Here is a 15544-nt window from a genome sequence, read left to right as displayed (position 1 = left end):
CCTCGGCGTCGAGCGTCGTATCGTAGCGCGTCTCGATCATTTGTACTCCTCCCTGTAGCGCATCTCGATGAGGTTGCTCGCGAGATTCAGCGCGAACGTCATCGCGAACAGCGTCAGCCCGATCGCGAACATCGCCTTGTACTGGGTCGCGTCGGCCGAGATCTCTCCGGTGACGAGCTTGACCATCGCGACGGTCATCGTCTCGATCGAGGAGACGACGACCTCGTCGATGTTGCCCGGGTAGATCATCTTCGCGCTCTGGCCCGCCGCGACGACGACGATCATCGTCTCGCCGATCGCCCGAGAGATGCCCAGGATGAACGACGAGAAGATTCCCGAGACCGCCGCGGGGACGACGACGCCGGTCGACACCTGGAACTTCGTCGCGCCCATACCGTAGCCTCCCTGTCGGAGTTCGTCCGGAACGGCGCTGAGCGCGTCCTCGCTGATCGAGGAGACCATCGGGATGATCATCACGCCGACCATGATCGAGGCCGACAGCGCGTTGAACGTGCTGACCTGGAACAGGTAGTCGTCGATAAACGGCGTGATGTACACCAGCGCGAAGTAGCCGTACACGACCGTCGGGATCCCCGCCAGGATCTCCAGGCCGGGCTTGATGATCGAGCGCATCCGCTCGCTCGCGTACTCGCTGAGGTAGATCGCCGCGGCGAGGCCGACCGGCAGCGCGATGAGCGCCGACAGGACGGTGACGAGTAGCGTGTTCAAAATCAGCGGCAACACGCCGTAGCTGTACGGCTTGATCACGGGGCTCCACTCGGTCCCGGTGAAAAAGTCCACCGGCGACACTCGGGTGAAGAACTCGATCGCGTCGATCCCGAGCGTCAGGATGATCCCGCCCGTGACGAGGATCGACAGGGCCGCACAACCGAAAAGCGCCGCCTTGATGGCGCTTTCCTTGAGCGACCGGCGGGAGCCGTCCGTGGTTAGTCTGGGCTGTTCTCCGGACATGAATATAGGTCTATTGAGGGTGGGGGGTTAGTTACCGTCTTCGGAAACGAATCGGTCAGGCCGACTCGTTGCCGCTGGACGTGTTCCCGCTCGACTGATTGCCCGATCCCTCGTCGTCGCCGCTGACGATGGCTTCGAGCTTGTCGAGGTTCTGCTGCTGGAGTTCGTCGCCGGCCGGGACGTACCCGATCTCGCTGACGATGTCGCTGGACGACTGGGTCAGGTAGTACTCGACGAACTGCTGCACCACGTCGCTGTTTCTGAGCTCCTCGCGGTTGACGTAGATGTACAGCGGGCGCGCGAGCGGGTAGTCGCCGCTCTGGGCGTTGTCGAGGCTTGGCTCGACGCAGCCGTCTCCGGCGTCGATGCTCAGGGCCTTGAGCGAGTCTCTGTTCTGGTCGTAGTATGCGTACCCGAAGTATCCGATGGTGTACGGGGCGCCCTGGACGCCCTGAATCAGCGTGTTGTCGTTCTCGGAGGACTGGTAGTCGTCGGTGTGGGACCGCGCCTCGCCGATGATGTGCTCGGTGAAGTAGTCGAACGTCCCCGACGTCGTCGCGGGACCGTAGCGCTCGAACTCCTCGTCGGGCCACTCCGAGCGAACGTCGCTCCACGTCTGGGCTGGGTCGGGCTTCCAGATCTGACGAAGTTCATCTTCGGTGACACACTCCGCCCAGTCGTTTTCGGTGTTGACCGCGACCGTCAGCGCGTCGCTGGCGACCTGGAACTCGACCGGCTCGACGCCGTTGTCACGACAGCTCTGGAGTTCGCTGTCGGTGATCGGGCGCGACGCACCGTTGATGTCGCTGCTACCGGTACAGAAGCTGTTCTCGAATCCTGCGCCTGTTCCCGTTGGGTCGACCGAGGGATCGACGCCGGGGTTTTCGCTCTTGAACTCCTCGGTCATGGCCTGCGAGACCGGGTACACCGTGCTCGACCCGGTGACAACGACCTCGCCCGACAGACCGCTGCCGCCGCCGCCGAGACAGCCGGCGACCGAGAGCGCCGCGGCGCCGCCGGCTGCGCCCAGGAACTTTCGTCGGGAGACGATCGAACGCTGCGAGTCGGGTCGATTGCTTGCCATCGAGTGTATCAAGTCGACACCTACTGAAATACCGTTCTAATTTTGCTATAGCCCGGACCATAGTTCTATATAGATCCCGAATACTCCGCGAAATAGGCGTCGAAAAGGCCTCTATCGAGATTTTAGCGAACGAAGTCGACGGGCATCTTTCGGAGACTGTACGCTCATGTATAGAGGTCAGTTCTATTCGTACCTACTCGGTACGCGTTATCCGGCGTACGTAGTTTCGACTAGGTTTTCGGAGTTCAATTGAGCAGTACTGACAGATACGACTCCGGGTCACGAGGCACAGTCGGAGAACGCAAAACGCACCGCCAACTCGGGTATCGGCGTCGAGCGGGGGTTATCCGAACTTCCCGGTGATGTAGTCTTCGACGCGCTGATGATCGGGGTTCTCGAAGATCTTCTGGGTATCGTCGAACTCGACGAGTTTGCCCCCGGTGAGGAACACGGCCGTTTTGTCGGAGATTCGTGCGGCCTGCTGCATGTTGTGCGTGACGACGATCACGGTGTAGTCTTCGGCTAACTCGGCGATCAGGTCCTCGATCTTCGAGGTGGCCACGGGGTCGAGCGCGCTGGCGGGCTCGTCCATCAGGATCACTTCCGGATCGGCCGCGATCGCCCGAGCGATGCAGAGCCGCTGTTGCTGGCCGCCCGAGAGTTCCAGCCCCGACTCGTCGAGTTGATCTTTGACCTCGTCCCAGAGCGCGGCGCGCTTGAGCGCCCGCTCGACGCGCTCGTCGAGGTTTTCGGTGTCGCCTCGGACGTTCAGTCCATAGGCGACGTTGTCGTAGATCGACTTCGGGAACGGGTTGGGCTTCTGGAACACCATCCCGATCTTCCGGCGCAGCGCGACGGGATCGACGTCGTCGTCGTAGACGTTTTTGCCCTTGAACCGGAGTTCGCCGTTCATCCGCGCCGCGTCGACCAGATCGTTCATCCGGTTGATACAGCGCAGGAACGTCGACTTGCCGCACCCGGAGGGGCCGATGATCGCCGTGACCTCCTCCTCCGGGATACCCATCGAGACGGGTTGGAGCGCTTGCACGTCGTCGTAGTGGACGGTGAGTTCGTTGGCTTCGACGACCGGGTTGTCGACGGTCGTGATCGTCGGGTCCGCTTCGTCGCCTACCGCCGCGTCGGCGACGGATTCGGAACCCGTTTCCACCTCGCTCTCTGTCTCCGTCTCTATCTCGGGAGCTGTCGTATCGCCGATTGAGTCACTCATTGATCGCTCACTGAAGTTCGGGGGCTGTGGCCGGTACGGGCCGCGGACGGTCCGATCTGGCGCCGCCGTTCGGGGGCGACGGCAGCGCGGACTCTTGCCATCGTGGTAAGGACGGGTACGAGGGTGTAAATACGCTTCTATGATCGGTATATAGTGCTACATAGATTCTGGAAGGCACTTCGTAGGGATCTGTGCCGTCAGCTATTGCGGACGTCTACTTCGTGCTATCTCGAGGTATCTCGCGGTGATATGTGGTCTATAGATTTTGCATGTCTTTATGTAACTCCGACCGATAGCTCTCTACATGGAAACGCGGAAGGTCCAGCTCACCGGCGGCTCGACGTACACCGTCTCGCTCCCGAAGTCGTGGGCGACCGAGAACGACGTCAGCGCCGGTAGCGAGGTCGAGTTCCACAGCGAGGAGGACTCGCTGCTGTTGACGCCCAAGACCGAGAGCGAACGCACCGAAGGCACGCTCGACGTCACCGACCTCGAGGGCGATCGACTTACGCGCGCCGTGATGACGATGTACGTCAGCGGCTTCGACCGCATCGCGCTGGAAGGGACCAAGATCACCAGCGACCAGCGTCGCGCCATCCGGAGCGCCACCCAGAGTCTCGTCGGCGTCGAAGTTCTGGAGGAGACCGGCGAGCGCGTCGTGCTACAGGATCTGCTGGACTCCTCGGAGCTGTCGATCACCAACGCCGTCACGCGGATGCGCCTGATCGCCGAGTCGATGCTCGAAGACGCCGTCACCGCGCTCGTCGAAAACGACGAGGATCTCGCGCTGGACGTCATCGAGCGCGACGACGACGTCGACCGGCTCTGGTTCGTCGTCTCGCGAATCTTCCGAGCGACGCTGCGATCGCCGCGTGCGGCCAAGGAGCTGGGGCTGCCCCGTGAGGACTGTTTCGACTATCACTCATCGGCCCGCCAGCTCGAACGGATCGCCGACCACGCCGCCAAGATCGGCCAGCTGACGCGCAAGCTCGACGACGTGCCGGAGGACGTCGCCGACGAGATCGAATCGCTCCACGACGACGCCGCCGAGATCGTCGATCGGTCGATGGACGCGTTGCTGGCCGACGACAGTTCGACGTCGACGGAGCTGGCCCACGAGGCCCGCGAGTCGATCCTCGCCCTCGACGAGCGCGCCCGGCACGTCGACGAACTGCTTCGAGAGCTCGATCCTCACGAGGCCCAGCTGCTGGGACTGATCGTCGACTCGCTGTCCCGGAGCGCCGACTACGGCGGCAACGTCGCCGAGACTGCTCTGCAGAAGGCGGCGCCGCGTCCCTGACGACGGCCGATTCGATCCCCGCTTTGGTCGTCTGGACCTACTTCGGGAGTCCCGCTGTGACCCGGCACCGACAGTTGCGACCTACGTAATTTTACTTGCGATATAACGGCCTTACCGCACCGACCGCGCTCGAATGTATCGACTTCGATTTCGGAAGGTGGCTCTCTAACACCCATCTTGTTGCGTATATATACCGGGGTGTCTCCGGTCAGCATCTCGTGTGGTGTTCCCGGGTGAACCGGGGGCACACGGTGAAAGCATGTCGAAGGAATCCAAACCGAACATCACGCGACGCAACGTCCTCGCGGGTATCGGCGCCTCCGGCGCCGGGATCGCGCTGGGCGCGCACGGCGTCGCCGCGGGCGAGAAGAACTACGACGACAAGTACGACGTTCCGGTCGCGATCGACTGGCAGGAGGCGTTCTACAAGGGTGGCGAGTGGAAGAACGTCGAGGCGTTCCCGGACGAGAACAACGACCGCCACCAGGACGACGACATCGATTACTGCGACGGGGGGATGATGAGTGACGCCCTGATCGACGTCGAGAACCCCCTCAGCTCCGACCTGCGAACGAACGACGACTACACGAGCCCGGGCGACCCGCTGATCAACTACCACGGCGTCAAGCCGGGCTACGGCGGCGAGGTGACGCTGAGCTATCATCTCTGTGACCAGCCGGGGAAGCTCAAGCTCAAAGCGAAAGACGTCCACGTCGACAAGAAGCTCGCACATCTGGCTCGGGCGCGCGTCTGGTACGACGAGTTCGACGGCGCCGAGCCGCCGGACAACGGCGACAACGGCGACAATGGCGACAACGGCCCGATTCTCTTCCCGGTTGTCACGGGGCCGGTCGACGACGACACCGACGAGATCGACGAGATCATTGTCACGGGTGACGACCCGCGGTTCCCCGAACCCGGTGCGCGGAACTACAACTGCGACGATTACGAGGACCGACTCACCCGATTCGAAGACGGCGACCTCGAGGGGGACGAACTGTTCGGCGGTGACTTCGTAGCCGGCGACGATGCAACCGGGAATTGTGGTACGATCACGGTCGACGCCAGAACGTCCGGTACCGTCACGCTGTCGTCGGACGAGCCCGTCCTGATCGTGAGCATCAAGGGCGGAAACGAAGGCGAGAACGTCTACGTGTTCGAGGAACCCGTCATCCTCGACGAAGCTACGTTCTCGACGCCCACCGGCCAGGGAATCAGCAACATCGACGTCTGCTGTGCGGTCGACGATAACGGTGGTAACGGCGGCAACGGAAACGGCGACGGCCACGACAACCGCGGCGACAACGTCTACCAGCCTTACGAGCCGATCATCGCCCAGGGATCGCTCAAGAAGGTCCTGCGCAAACTGAAGAAGGGCGTCCACGTTTCGAGCGATCCCTACGTCGCGGGCCCCTTCGATCGCGAGGGGATTCACTACTACGCCTACCCGCGGGACAACACGAGCAGTATGGAGACACCGCCTGCGGAGAAGTACGATCCTGGGTGGATCACTGACGACAACGTCGACGAGTGCGTCGACGAGAAGAAGGTCAAAGATCTGAAACACCTCGACGACGGCGTTAAGCTGTGCATCGACGGGACCGGCTACGTCGCCCGGAACGAGGACAAGCCGCTTCCGGACCTTTGCATCTACATCAAGAAGGTCATCAAGGGCAAGAAGGGCAAGCCGGTCGGCTTCGAGTGGGAGAGTAACCTGCCGATCTGTCGGATCGAGATCGCCGCCGGCGACCGGACGGATCTAACCGTGTTCGATCGCGCTCGGGAAGGCACCGTGATGGCGCCGCGCTACGACGGCCACGACGATAACGACGATCACGGCCGACGGCGTCCGATGACCGGCGTCCGATTCGGCGTCTGCGGCGACCACGACGAGGACGACTGGTGCATCGAGAACTCCAACACGGGGTACATCGGCTTCGAGTGGTGGATCCCCAAGCACGCGAACCTCAAAAAGAAGGGGAAGATTCAGGCGAACTTCGACTTCAAGGCAAAGCCCTGCGACGAACCTAACAACTCGACGTAGCGGGCCGCCGTTCGCACCTCCTTTTTCCCGATCGCGTCGATCCGTCGCGAACAGAAACCGATGCCGGCGCCGCCGGGCTAAAACAACTACCTTGGCGGCTGTCCGTCGCTCCCGACTCGCATCCGTCGTTCGTAGAGCCGGTGGCCGATGGCCGATCCGAGGAGGAGGACCCCGACGACCAGCGTGCCGCCGCCAGCCGGCAGGAGGCCGAACGGGAACGCGCCGACGAGCGTGAGCGTCGCGAATGCGATCGAGAGCCCGCCCAGTCCGGCGTAGTACGCGCTCCACGAGATGTCGTCGTGGGGGACGACGTCCAAATAGACCTCAAGATCGCTCGCACGCTCTGTCAGCGCGATCGTCCCGCGATCGGCGTCGTACTCCACGACGCCGCAGCTGTCCATCTTCGGCAGATGACCCTGCCGAAGCGCGGTGTGAACGCGCGCTCGTTCCTTGTATGTCACCGCCTCGACCGGTTTGTCGTTCTCCCAGGCGGCGATCTGGCGCGAGAGCGGGCGCAACTCGGTTGTACCGCCGTTCTGGCGGAGGTAGTGGAGCACGTCACGCCGTCGCTCGCAGCTCAACATCTCGAAGGCGATGTCCTGCGAGAGCGGTTCGGTGTCGCCTTCGCTCTCGTCGTCGATTCCCGTTCGTCGCGGGGTCGCATCCGTGCTGCCGGCGCCCGGCGTCGCGGCGCTGCTCACTGTCGACTCCCTCCCGATCTCCCTTGACAAGCTCTCGGCTGGCCGATGCGTACCGCAGACAGTTTCCTTGCAGTTCGGTTGCTCGGTAGCACTGTTCTACGATAGATTCACAGCATCCTCTGATTGTTATGTACGGTCTGTCTACGGAAAGCTACCGTTAGAAGCCGGTATGTTGCGCATAAACCTCGAAATTGCGGGCGCTCCGCGTAGCGTCAGGCACGACGCGGCCGTGTGATGGCGCCCGCCGCTCCACTGCCCCACCGCCCTGTTATCGGTACTGGTTGAGCCGCCGCTTGAGCCGCCGCGCCGCTTCGCCCGAGGCGCCCGCGAACTGCTCCTCGTCGCCCTCGGTCGCTCGGCGGCGCGACTGGTCGTCCTCCCAGGCGAAGATGATCCCGCGCGAGGAGTTGACGACGCCGACGCCGTCCGCCAACCCGTGTTCGACCGCGGCTTCGGCGTCGCCGCCCTGGCTGCCCACGCCCGGCACGAGGAAGGGAATATCGGGAACCTGCTCGCGGACCTCTTCGAGTTCGTCGGGCGTCGTCGCGCCGACGACGAGCCCGACGTTGTCGTTGCCGTTCCAGCCGTCGGCCAGCGCAGCCACGCGCTCGTAGACCAGATCCCCCTCTGCGAGTTCCAGATCCTGTATGTCGGCGCCGCCGGGGTTCGACGTCCGACACAAAATAAAGACGCCCTTGTCCTCCTTGTCGAGGAACGGCTGGAGCGAGTCTCGCCCCATGTAGGGGTTGACGGTGATGGCGTCCGCCGCGGGGCCGTCGGCCTCGTCGTCGAGCAGGTCGGCGTACTGGCGCGTCGTGTTGCCGATGTCGGCGCGCTTGGCGTCCAGAATCACCGGCACGTCCTTGCCCTTCGCGTACGCGATGGTCTCCTCCAGCGCGCGCCAGCCGTCGGGGTCCTCGTAGAACGCGGCGTTCGGTTTGAACGCCGCGGCGTGCTCGTGAGTGGCGTCGATTATCCGGCGGTTGAACGCCCAGCGGGGCAGATCGCGATCGAGGAGGTGCTCGGGAAGCCGATCCGGGTCGGGGTCGAGGCCGACGCTGACGACGCTGTCGACGGCGTCGATCCGGTCGGCGAGGCGCTCGAAGAATCTCATGGACGCCCGTGGGCGGGCGGCCCACTACAAGATATCGATGCGCGTCGAGAGCCGGCACGCTCAACTTCTCGCGGCGACTACGGTCGGGTATGCCTCCGGACGCGGTCGTCTTCGATCTCGACTACACGCTGGCGGTCCCCCGCCGCGACCGCGCGACGCTGCTCGCCGAGGCGCTCGACGCCGTCGACGCCCCGCAGGCGTCTCGACAGGAGTATCTCGACGCTCACGGTCGGAACCTGACCGGCGAGTCCCGGGCGCCGATCTTCGCCGAGCTATTTGAAGGGCGCGCGACCGACGCCGATCCCGAAGCGGCGGCCGACGCCTACCGCGCGGCGATCGCCGACGCGCTCGAACCCGTCGACGGCGCCGCGGGCCTCGTCGCCGACCTGCGCGAGGACTACCGCGTCGGACTGCTCACGAACGGGCCCGTGCGCGCCCAGCACGACAAGATCGAAACGCTGGGGTGGACCGACCTGTTCGACGCGACCGTCGTCACGGGCGAACTCCCCGCGGGGAAACCGGACGAACGCGCGTTCCGAGCCGTCCTTGGCGCGCTCGGCATCGACGCCGACGCGGCCGTCTACGTCGGCGACGAGGTCGACGCCGACGTTCGGGGCGCGACCGAGGCGGGGATGACCGCGATACAGATCATCTCTCCGGACGGTCCGGCGCCCGACGACCGCGCCGACGCTCACGTCGACCGGGCGGAATTGGCTGCGCGGCTCCCTGCAGTGGTTGCGAGACTCTCACCGGACTGCGATTGAATGGTCACGTCGCACTTACATAGCAGTTATATTCTCGCACTCATGTAGATGTTTCAATGGATGGACCGTCGTGATATCCTCAAAAGTGTGTCCGTAGTCGGGAGTACTTCCCTCGCCGGCTGTTCATCAGCTCTCAGTTTCGGGGCGTCGGGAACTGTGCTTGGGAGAATCGTAGTTATCAACTCCTCCTTCGTCCGAAACCGGATTCGTCTCATGGTCGAGCGGGGCGACGAGGATCTCCTAGATCGGACTATCGAGCTCACGGCGGCTGACGCCGGGAACAGAGCAGCGTCGACGATCATCGAGCCCTTATGGTCGGAACCAGGAGAGTACACAGTCCGTGCTCTCCATGTCGACGAGTCCGGTAACACCGAAGCTAGCTCTCAAGAATACTCGTTCACCAAGGACGACTATACTGCGTACTACGGCGACAGCCACGAAGACCCAGGATGCATCGGTGCCGTGGTCACCGTCGGTGCCCGCGATGAGACTGAAAACGCTCAAATCGGAATCGGTCCGACGTACTTAACGGATCCCTGTAGTACGTCGACCTCGACCACGTACCTAACTACTTCTATTCTCTTCTAAATCGATTGCAGCGCCCTCGAGCGCGTCGACCGCTCGCTTGACCGCGGCGCCGCTCTCGACGAGCAGTTCGCCCGTCCCCTCGTCGCCGACCGACGCGCGCAGGCCGTCGCCCGCGACGCGGTCGGCGACCGCTTCGCCGCCGTTCTTTAGTTCCAGTCGGACCCGATCCTCGTGGACGAACGCGCGGGCGAACGCCTCGCCCGCCCGCTCGACGTCGTAGGCCCGCTCTCCCTCGGGGGAGGCCTCCACCGAGCGGTCGGCGCTCGTCACCGCGAGCCGGTCGAGCGCGCCGTCCTCGCGGCCGTCGAGTTCAGAAGAGAGTAACTGCGCGATCCGGACGCCGTCACTGACGCGTCTCTCGACCATACTCGGAGTTTCGTGCGATGTCGCTTCGGCGTTCCGATTGCAGTTCGGCGCCCCGCAGCCTGCCGCTCGGCGAGGACGCCGTTACCGTGCTCAGTCGCCGCCACCGCGTCAGTCGTCGCCGCCGAGCGCGTCACGGGCCTGGGCGGCGATCTGTGGCACCTCGACGCCGTTGCGGCGGGCGAACACGACCGCGGCGGCCTCGATCGTCACGCCAAGCTCGGACTGGAGCGAGTTGATCCCGGCCACGGCCGCCTGTTTTTCCATCCCGTCGTCGACCAGCGCCGCCAGCGTCTGCTCGAACGGGGAGCGCTCCTGGATGACCTCTTCATCGGGGACAAAGCCCTCGGGGATCTCCACCGCGTCGACGTCGAACCCCACTTCGAGGTGGTTCTCGTCGCGCTCCAGCAGCCCCCTGCCGGTCGCGACGTCGATCAGGCGCTTTGCCTGATCGGGGGAGAACCAGTCCCGGTCGAGCGACAGCGCGACGACGAACTCGTTTTCGGCCATCCGATCGACGCCGCGCTGGCGGAACGGCGCGGCGACGGCGACCTCCAGACTCATCGTCACTCGTTGGAGCGAGGGGCCCGGTAAACCTGCCGATTTCCGGGGGTCGAAGTCGATCCATTCAAGTACGTCCCGGCGGTTCCATCCCGTATGGACGACCACGGACGCTCCACGCGAAAGCGAACGGGCGGACGACTGCGCCCGAACAGCGACCGAAAGAAGCACCAGCTGGGCCGCCAGCCCGCCGAGACGACGCTCGGCGAGTCGCAGCTCCGCACCATCGACGCCCGCGGCAACACGGTGAAGATCCGCGCGCTGTCGGTGGAGAACGCGAACGTCGCGGTCGGCGACGAGACCGTCGAGGTCGAGATCGAGGACGTCGTCGAGAACGAGGCCGACCCGAACTACGCCCGCCGAAACATCGTCACGAAGGGCGCCGTCATCGCGACCAGCGAAGGCGACGCGCGCGTGACCTCCCGCCCCGGCCAGACCGGGCAGGTCAACGCCGTTCTCGTCGAGGAGTAACTCCGCTTTTCCTTCTCGGTTGCGTCGACGCCGTAGCGGCGCCTCCGTCCGCGCACCCGTTCAGAACTCCTGAATCGGCCCGCCGCCCTCGCCGGGCGTCCCCTCGCTCGCGCACTGCGCGCACAGGCCCGAGGCCTCGCGGAAGTGATCGTCGCAGACGAGCATCCCGCAGCGCGTGCAGTCGTGGCTGGCAGTCTGGCTCTCGCAGATCTGACAGAGGCCGCTGACGCTCATACCGAGGCTACGCACGGACGGCGTATCAATCCTACACCTCGGTAGCATTGTGTGGCAGTCAACAGGTGTTTCTTGTACGCGGTGAGTATACCTCTCTGATATGGATAGCCTGTTCGCGCGGCCGCTCCGTACCGCTCCGACACGAGGTGGCCAATGGTTTCGCTGACGAACCTCGGCGTCGTGTTCGGTGCGGGACTACTCACGGCGCTGGCGACGGGACTCGGCGTCGCCCCCTTCTTCGTGACCGACGAGATCGGCGACCGGATGACGGTGGCGCTGTGGGGGCTCGCGGCCGGCATCATGTTTGCCGCCTCGACGTTCGGGCTCGTTCTGGAGGGGCTGCGCGCCGGCACCGCGCTGCAGGTGGGGATCGGCGTCGTCGGGGGCGCGCTGCTGATCGTCGCGTCGGACCGAGTGCTCTCGAACCACGAGTTCGAGCCCCGGGAGTTCGCCGCCGCCGACTACCGGAAGATGGTGCTGATCGTCGGCGCGCTGACGGTCCACAGCTTCCCCGAGGGCGTCGCGATCGGCGTGGCGTTCGCCGACCTGGGCGTCGACGTCGGCGGCGCGACTGCCGCCGCGGGAATCCCGGCGCTCGCGGTGTTCATGACGTTGGCCATCTCGATCCAGAACGTCCCCGAGGGGCTGGCGATCGCGATCCCGCTGCGCACCTACGGCGTCGGCAAGTGGCGGGCGGTCTGGTGGGCAGTGTTCTCCAGTCTCCCCCAGCCGATCGCCGCGGTGATCGCGTACTACTTCGTCGTCGTCGCGCGCCGCATCCTGCCCTACGGGTTCGGCTTCGCCGCGGGCGCGATGGTGTTCCTGATCGTCCACGACCTGATTCCGGAGGGGCTGGATCAGGGACGCGACCTGCCCGGGGGCGGCCAGAGAGAACTGGTCGCCGGGCTCGCGCTCGGCGTCGGGACGATGGTCGCGATGCTCGTCGTGCTGGGATAGCGGTCGAGAGGCGACGGGCGAAAAGCGTCAGTCGCCGACGATCGGCGGGTTCTGGGTATCCGTCACGCGGGAATCCCACAGCGGTAGGCGCATCTCGAACGACAGCGACCGCCGGAGCGGGTCGTCGGCCGAGCGCTCCTCGACGCGCTCGAAGCCGAGCTTTTCGTAGACCGCGATCGCCTGCCGATTGGCCGGCTCGACTTCCAGCACCAGCGCGTCGCGGTCGGCCGCCGCCGCGGTGGCGATCAGGTGGCGACACAGCTCGGTCCCGATCCCGCGGCCCTGATAGTCCTGGTGGACGAACACCGCGAGCTCCGGCTCGGCGTCGGCGGACGCGACGTAGGCGGCGTGGCCGACGACGCGCTCGCCCGCCCGAGCGACGAAGTTGCAGCCGTCGACGAGCAACCCGTCGAGCCACGAGTCGATGCGCTCCTCGCCGATCGGGGGCAACCCCTGTGCGCGCTCGCCGGGGTCGAAGTCGCGGTACATCGCCGACAGCGCGTCGCGACCCGACGTTCCGACGGGTTCGATCGTCCAGGTGTCGCCGATCTTGTCGACGAAACGCGGACAGCGCGGCGGGCAGTGTGGCGTCCCCTCGCACTCGTCGGGCGCCCAGGCCTCACAGGTGGGAGTGTCGGCGCTCATGGTTTCAGGTTCGATGCGGCCCGTCATAAGGTGGTCGCGGGCTCTCACTTGCTGAGAATCGCACCGCAGAACGCCCAACGCGGTCAGTCGGCCGTCACGCGGGTCCGTTCGGTCATCTCGCTGTTCGCGAGCGCGCCCGCGGGAACCGTCTCGCGGAGCGCGTCGACGAGGTCGGCTCCCGCGCCGGAGTCCCAGAACCGTCGCCGGGCGCGCTCGCTCGCGAACTCGACGGCGACGCGCAGGCGTCTACCCGACGGCACCGTCGAGCGATCGATGTCGACGCCCAAGGCGCCCGGCTCGGCGCTGGCGTCCAGCGACGCCTCGAACACCAGCCGCTCGTCGATCTCGTGGCCCTCGTCGATGTCGCAGACGAACTCCGCGACGTAGATCTCGTCCCCTCCTCGACGGGCTGCCGTCCCGCTCCGATCGGATCGACGGACGTCTCGTTCCATCACGTGTAACCGTACGCACCGCGCGGCGGTATCGACTGTCGTGGATATTGAAGCCTTTAAAACTGGTCGCGTCAGGCCGACCGATCGTCCCGGTCCGCCTCAGTCCGAAGCAGTTCGAGCACGAGCGTCGACGCCGCGCCGTTGAGCCGCTGGGACGCCGCCGATCGTGAGATTCCCAGCTCGCCGGCCACGTCGCCGAGGTCCGCTTCGCGCGGGTCCTCGTAGTACCCCAGCCGCTCGGCGACCCGGATCGCCTCGCGCTGGGCGTCGGTCACGTCGCCGGCGTCGAGTTCGAGCGTCCGCTCAGCGGCGGTGTCGGCGTCCAACCGCGCGAGCTCGACGTCGGCGTCCCGCTCGCGCAGATCGGCGACGACGTCCCGGAGCGTCTCCCGGTCGGGCACCGACAGCCGGACGACGACGGCGTCCTCGAGAACGCGCTCGACCGCTGCGACGCAACGGTGCGCCGAGAACGCCGGGCAGATGCAGTGGTCGTTCGCGGCGTCGCTGACGAGCCGACGCTGCTCGCGGTCGCCGTCGTCGACGGTGACGTCGGCGTGGCAGGCCGTCCCGACGCTGTCTCCGCCGCTGATCGATCCGTTCAGCGACACCTGCTCGTCCGGAGCTCCGGCCGAAACGACGGAGCAGGCCGCTTTCGGGTCGGGCGTGACGTGTAGCACCGCTCGCAGCGGGTGGTCGACGGATCGAGCGTCGGGGATTTCGGTCATAGTTCGGATCGAACTACGGTCTGCAGTCAGTGCCTCGGCGCGGCCGGTGGTCCGTACCTCGGCGCGGCCGGTGTGTTCTCGGTACGGCCGCCGCGTCCGATCTCGTCGCGAGGCGAGTCACTCCGTGACGTCGCGCTCGCAGTCCGCGTGGATCCAGGCGTCCGGCCGCCCGGGCTCGTAGACGAGCAGTCCCGTTTCGGTTTCGACCGCGACCGCGCCCTCGTGAGCATCGGCATCTTCGGCGTCCCGATCGAGGTGACGATTCTCGTCGCCTTCGGCGTCCATCGGAGTCATCGGTGGCTCTACCTGAACGTTGACGCCGCGGTCCCAAGAACCGCCGAACCGATTCCCGCGGCGTGAGAACGGCCGTTTCGGGGCTAAAAACTGGTGATTCTGTCGGCGCCCGTCGGCCCGCTCACTCCCCGTCTCTCGCGGCGAGCTGTTCGGCGTAGTCGTCTTTCCACTCGCCGAGCTCGCGGGGATCGACGTGGACGAACACGTCGTCGACCTCGTCCAGATCGCGGATCGACTCGATCACGTCGGACTCGATCTCGTGGGCCTCCAGCAGCGTGCGCTCGCCTTCCACCTCGATGTGGAGGCTCACGTCGATCTCCGGGCCGACGTAGTGAGCGACGACGTCGTGGACGCCCTCGACCTCCGAGTGGGCCAGCGCACGCCGGACGATCTCCGCGCGCAGATCCTCGGGCGGCGCCGCACCGACGAGGTAGTTGACGTTGTCCAGCACCACCTCGACGCCGGTGTAGAGGATCGCGAGCGCGACGGCGCTGGCGGCGATCGGGTCGAGGATGGGGTAGCCCGCCTGCGCACCGAGCACGCCGACCAGTGCGGCGACCGACGCCAGAATGTCGTTGCGGTTGTCCAGCGCCGTCGCGGTGACGGCCGGCGAGTTGTTGGTCTCGCCCACGCGCAGACAGTAGCGATACAGCCCGTACTTGATCGCGGCCGACGCGGCGAGGACGACGGCCGCCGTCGGCCCCCGCGCGACGGCGATGTCGCCGCCGCGAATCGCGCCGACCGAACTCCAGAGGATCGCCCCGCCGGCGGCGAAGATGCCCGCGGCGACGAACAGCGAGACGAACGGCTCGATCCGCTCGTGGCCGTGGGGATGTTCGATGTCCGGCGGCTGGGTCGTCAGGTAGAGCCCGCCGAGGATCACGACGCTGTAGGCCACGTCGGTGAGACTGTTGACGGCTTCCGAGCCGACCGCGAGACTGCCAGTCCGGTACCAGACGGCGGCTTTGGCCGCGACCAGCAGGACGTTGCCCACCAGCACGACGAGTCCGACGCGCCTGAGCGCCGCCTTGCGCTCCATTCTGTCGC

The 15544-nt window shown here is 65.7% G+C and carries 19 protein-coding genes; 6 read left to right on the top strand and 13 right to left on the bottom strand.

Going from position 1 to position 15544, the window contains the following annotated elements; translation table 11 throughout:
• Positions 1-36: 36 nt before the first annotated feature.
• From pstC to pstB, 3 genes are all read right to left on the bottom strand, one after another.
• A complete protein-coding gene (pstC, locus tag NO931_RS19035) occupies positions 37-972 on the bottom strand; it encodes a phosphate ABC transporter permease subunit PstC (protein WP_256393945.1) in 936 nt (311 codons plus the stop codon).
• 55 nt (positions 973-1027) lie between these two features.
• Positions 1028-2056: a PstS family phosphate ABC transporter substrate-binding protein gene (locus tag NO931_RS19030; RefSeq protein ID WP_256393944.1), complete on the bottom strand. Its 1029-nt coding sequence runs from the start codon at positions 2054-2056 to the stop codon at positions 1028-1030.
• Positions 2057-2399: 343 nt separating this feature from the next.
• Positions 2400-3284 (bottom strand): phosphate ABC transporter ATP-binding protein PstB, encoded by an 885-nt coding sequence (gene pstB, locus NO931_RS19025; protein WP_256393943.1) that lies wholly within the window; start codon positions 3282-3284, stop codon positions 2400-2402.
• A gap of 304 nt (positions 3285-3588) precedes the next feature.
• Between pstB and NO931_RS19020 the strand changes: the two genes are divergently transcribed.
• Together NO931_RS19020 and NO931_RS19015 are read left to right on the top strand one after the other, a co-directional pair.
• Positions 3589-4584 carry a phosphate uptake regulator PhoU gene (locus NO931_RS19020; RefSeq protein WP_256393942.1) on the top strand — a complete coding sequence of 332 codons (996 nt, stop codon included), beginning with the start codon at positions 3589-3591 and terminating at the stop codon, positions 4582-4584.
• Positions 4585-4843: 259 nt separating this feature from the next.
• Positions 4844-6628, top strand: a complete 1785-nt coding sequence (locus NO931_RS19015; RefSeq protein ID WP_256393941.1) for a hypothetical protein — start codon at positions 4844-4846, stop codon at positions 6626-6628.
• 86 nt (positions 6629-6714) lie between these two features.
• On the opposite strand, the gene NO931_RS19010 is transcribed toward NO931_RS19015, so the two are convergent.
• Positions 6715-7329 (bottom strand): DUF7344 domain-containing protein, encoded by a 615-nt coding sequence (locus NO931_RS19010; protein WP_256393940.1) that lies wholly within the window; start codon positions 7327-7329, stop codon positions 6715-6717.
• Between the two features lie 268 nt (positions 7330-7597).
• Entirely contained in the window at positions 7598-8443 is an 846-nt protein-coding gene (gene pyrF, locus NO931_RS19005) for an orotidine-5'-phosphate decarboxylase (RefSeq protein WP_256393939.1), read from the bottom strand.
• An 89-nt stretch (positions 8444-8532) separates the two neighbouring features.
• Here pyrF and NO931_RS19000 point away from each other — a divergent pair, with 89 nt between their 5' ends.
• Complete coding sequence (locus NO931_RS19000; protein ID WP_256393938.1) at positions 8533-9207, top strand: HAD family hydrolase; 675 nt, start codon at positions 8533-8535, stop codon at positions 9205-9207.
• 60 nt (positions 9208-9267) lie between these two features.
• A complete protein-coding gene (locus tag NO931_RS18995; protein ID WP_256393937.1) occupies positions 9268-9795 on the top strand; it encodes a hypothetical protein in 528 nt (175 codons plus the stop codon).
• Here NO931_RS18995 and NO931_RS18990 read toward each other — a convergent pair.
• Together NO931_RS18990 and NO931_RS18985 are read right to left on the bottom strand one after the other, a co-directional pair.
• Positions 9772-10161, bottom strand: coding sequence for a DUF7993 family protein (locus tag NO931_RS18990; RefSeq protein WP_256393936.1), 390 nt, complete (start codon positions 10159-10161; stop codon positions 9772-9774). The genes NO931_RS18995 and NO931_RS18990 overlap by 24 nt on opposite strands.
• 108 nt (positions 10162-10269) lie before the next feature.
• A complete protein-coding gene (locus NO931_RS18985) occupies positions 10270-10722 on the bottom strand; it encodes a DUF2240 family protein (protein WP_256393935.1) in 453 nt (150 codons plus the stop codon).
• Positions 10723-10815: 93 nt separating this feature from the next.
• Between NO931_RS18985 and NO931_RS18980 the strand changes: the two genes are divergently transcribed.
• Positions 10816-11190, top strand: coding sequence for a 30S ribosomal protein S8e (locus tag NO931_RS18980; protein WP_256393934.1), 375 nt, complete (start codon positions 10816-10818; stop codon positions 11188-11190).
• Between the two features lie 60 nt (positions 11191-11250).
• Here the strand turns inward: NO931_RS18980 and NO931_RS18975 are convergent, their stop codons facing one another.
• A complete protein-coding gene (locus NO931_RS18975; RefSeq protein ID WP_256393933.1) occupies positions 11251-11424 on the bottom strand; it encodes a hypothetical protein in 174 nt (57 codons plus the stop codon).
• Positions 11425-11577: 153 nt separating this feature from the next.
• On the opposite strand from NO931_RS18975, the gene NO931_RS18970 reads away from it, so the two are divergent.
• Positions 11578-12381, top strand: coding sequence for a ZIP family metal transporter (locus tag NO931_RS18970; protein ID WP_256393932.1), 804 nt, complete (start codon positions 11578-11580; stop codon positions 12379-12381).
• Positions 12382-12408: 27 nt separating this feature from the next.
• On the opposite strand, the gene NO931_RS18965 is transcribed toward NO931_RS18970, so the two are convergent.
• The 5 genes from NO931_RS18965 to NO931_RS18945 form a co-directional block, all read right to left on the bottom strand.
• Positions 12409-13026: a GNAT family N-acetyltransferase gene (locus NO931_RS18965; RefSeq protein WP_256393931.1), complete on the bottom strand. Its 618-nt coding sequence runs from the start codon at positions 13024-13026 to the stop codon at positions 12409-12411.
• 83 nt (positions 13027-13109) lie between these two features.
• Positions 13110-13478, bottom strand: coding sequence for a hypothetical protein (locus NO931_RS18960; RefSeq protein ID WP_256393930.1), 369 nt, complete (start codon positions 13476-13478; stop codon positions 13110-13112).
• Positions 13479-13549: 71 nt separating this feature from the next.
• Entirely contained in the window at positions 13550-14203 is a 654-nt protein-coding gene (locus NO931_RS18955; protein ID WP_256393929.1) for a helix-turn-helix domain-containing protein, read from the bottom strand.
• 117 nt (positions 14204-14320) lie between these two features.
• Positions 14321-14497, bottom strand: a complete 177-nt coding sequence (locus NO931_RS18950) for a hypothetical protein (RefSeq protein WP_256393928.1) — start codon at positions 14495-14497, stop codon at positions 14321-14323.
• A 121-nt stretch (positions 14498-14618) separates the two neighbouring features.
• On the bottom strand, positions 14619-15536 hold the full coding sequence (locus tag NO931_RS18945) for a cation diffusion facilitator family transporter (protein ID WP_256394030.1): 918 nt from the start codon (positions 15534-15536) through the stop codon (positions 14619-14621).
• Positions 15537-15544 lie beyond the last annotated feature (8 nt).

The organism is Natronoarchaeum rubrum (assembly GCF_024494695.1).
This window is presented reverse-complemented; position numbering and strand designations above follow the sequence as displayed.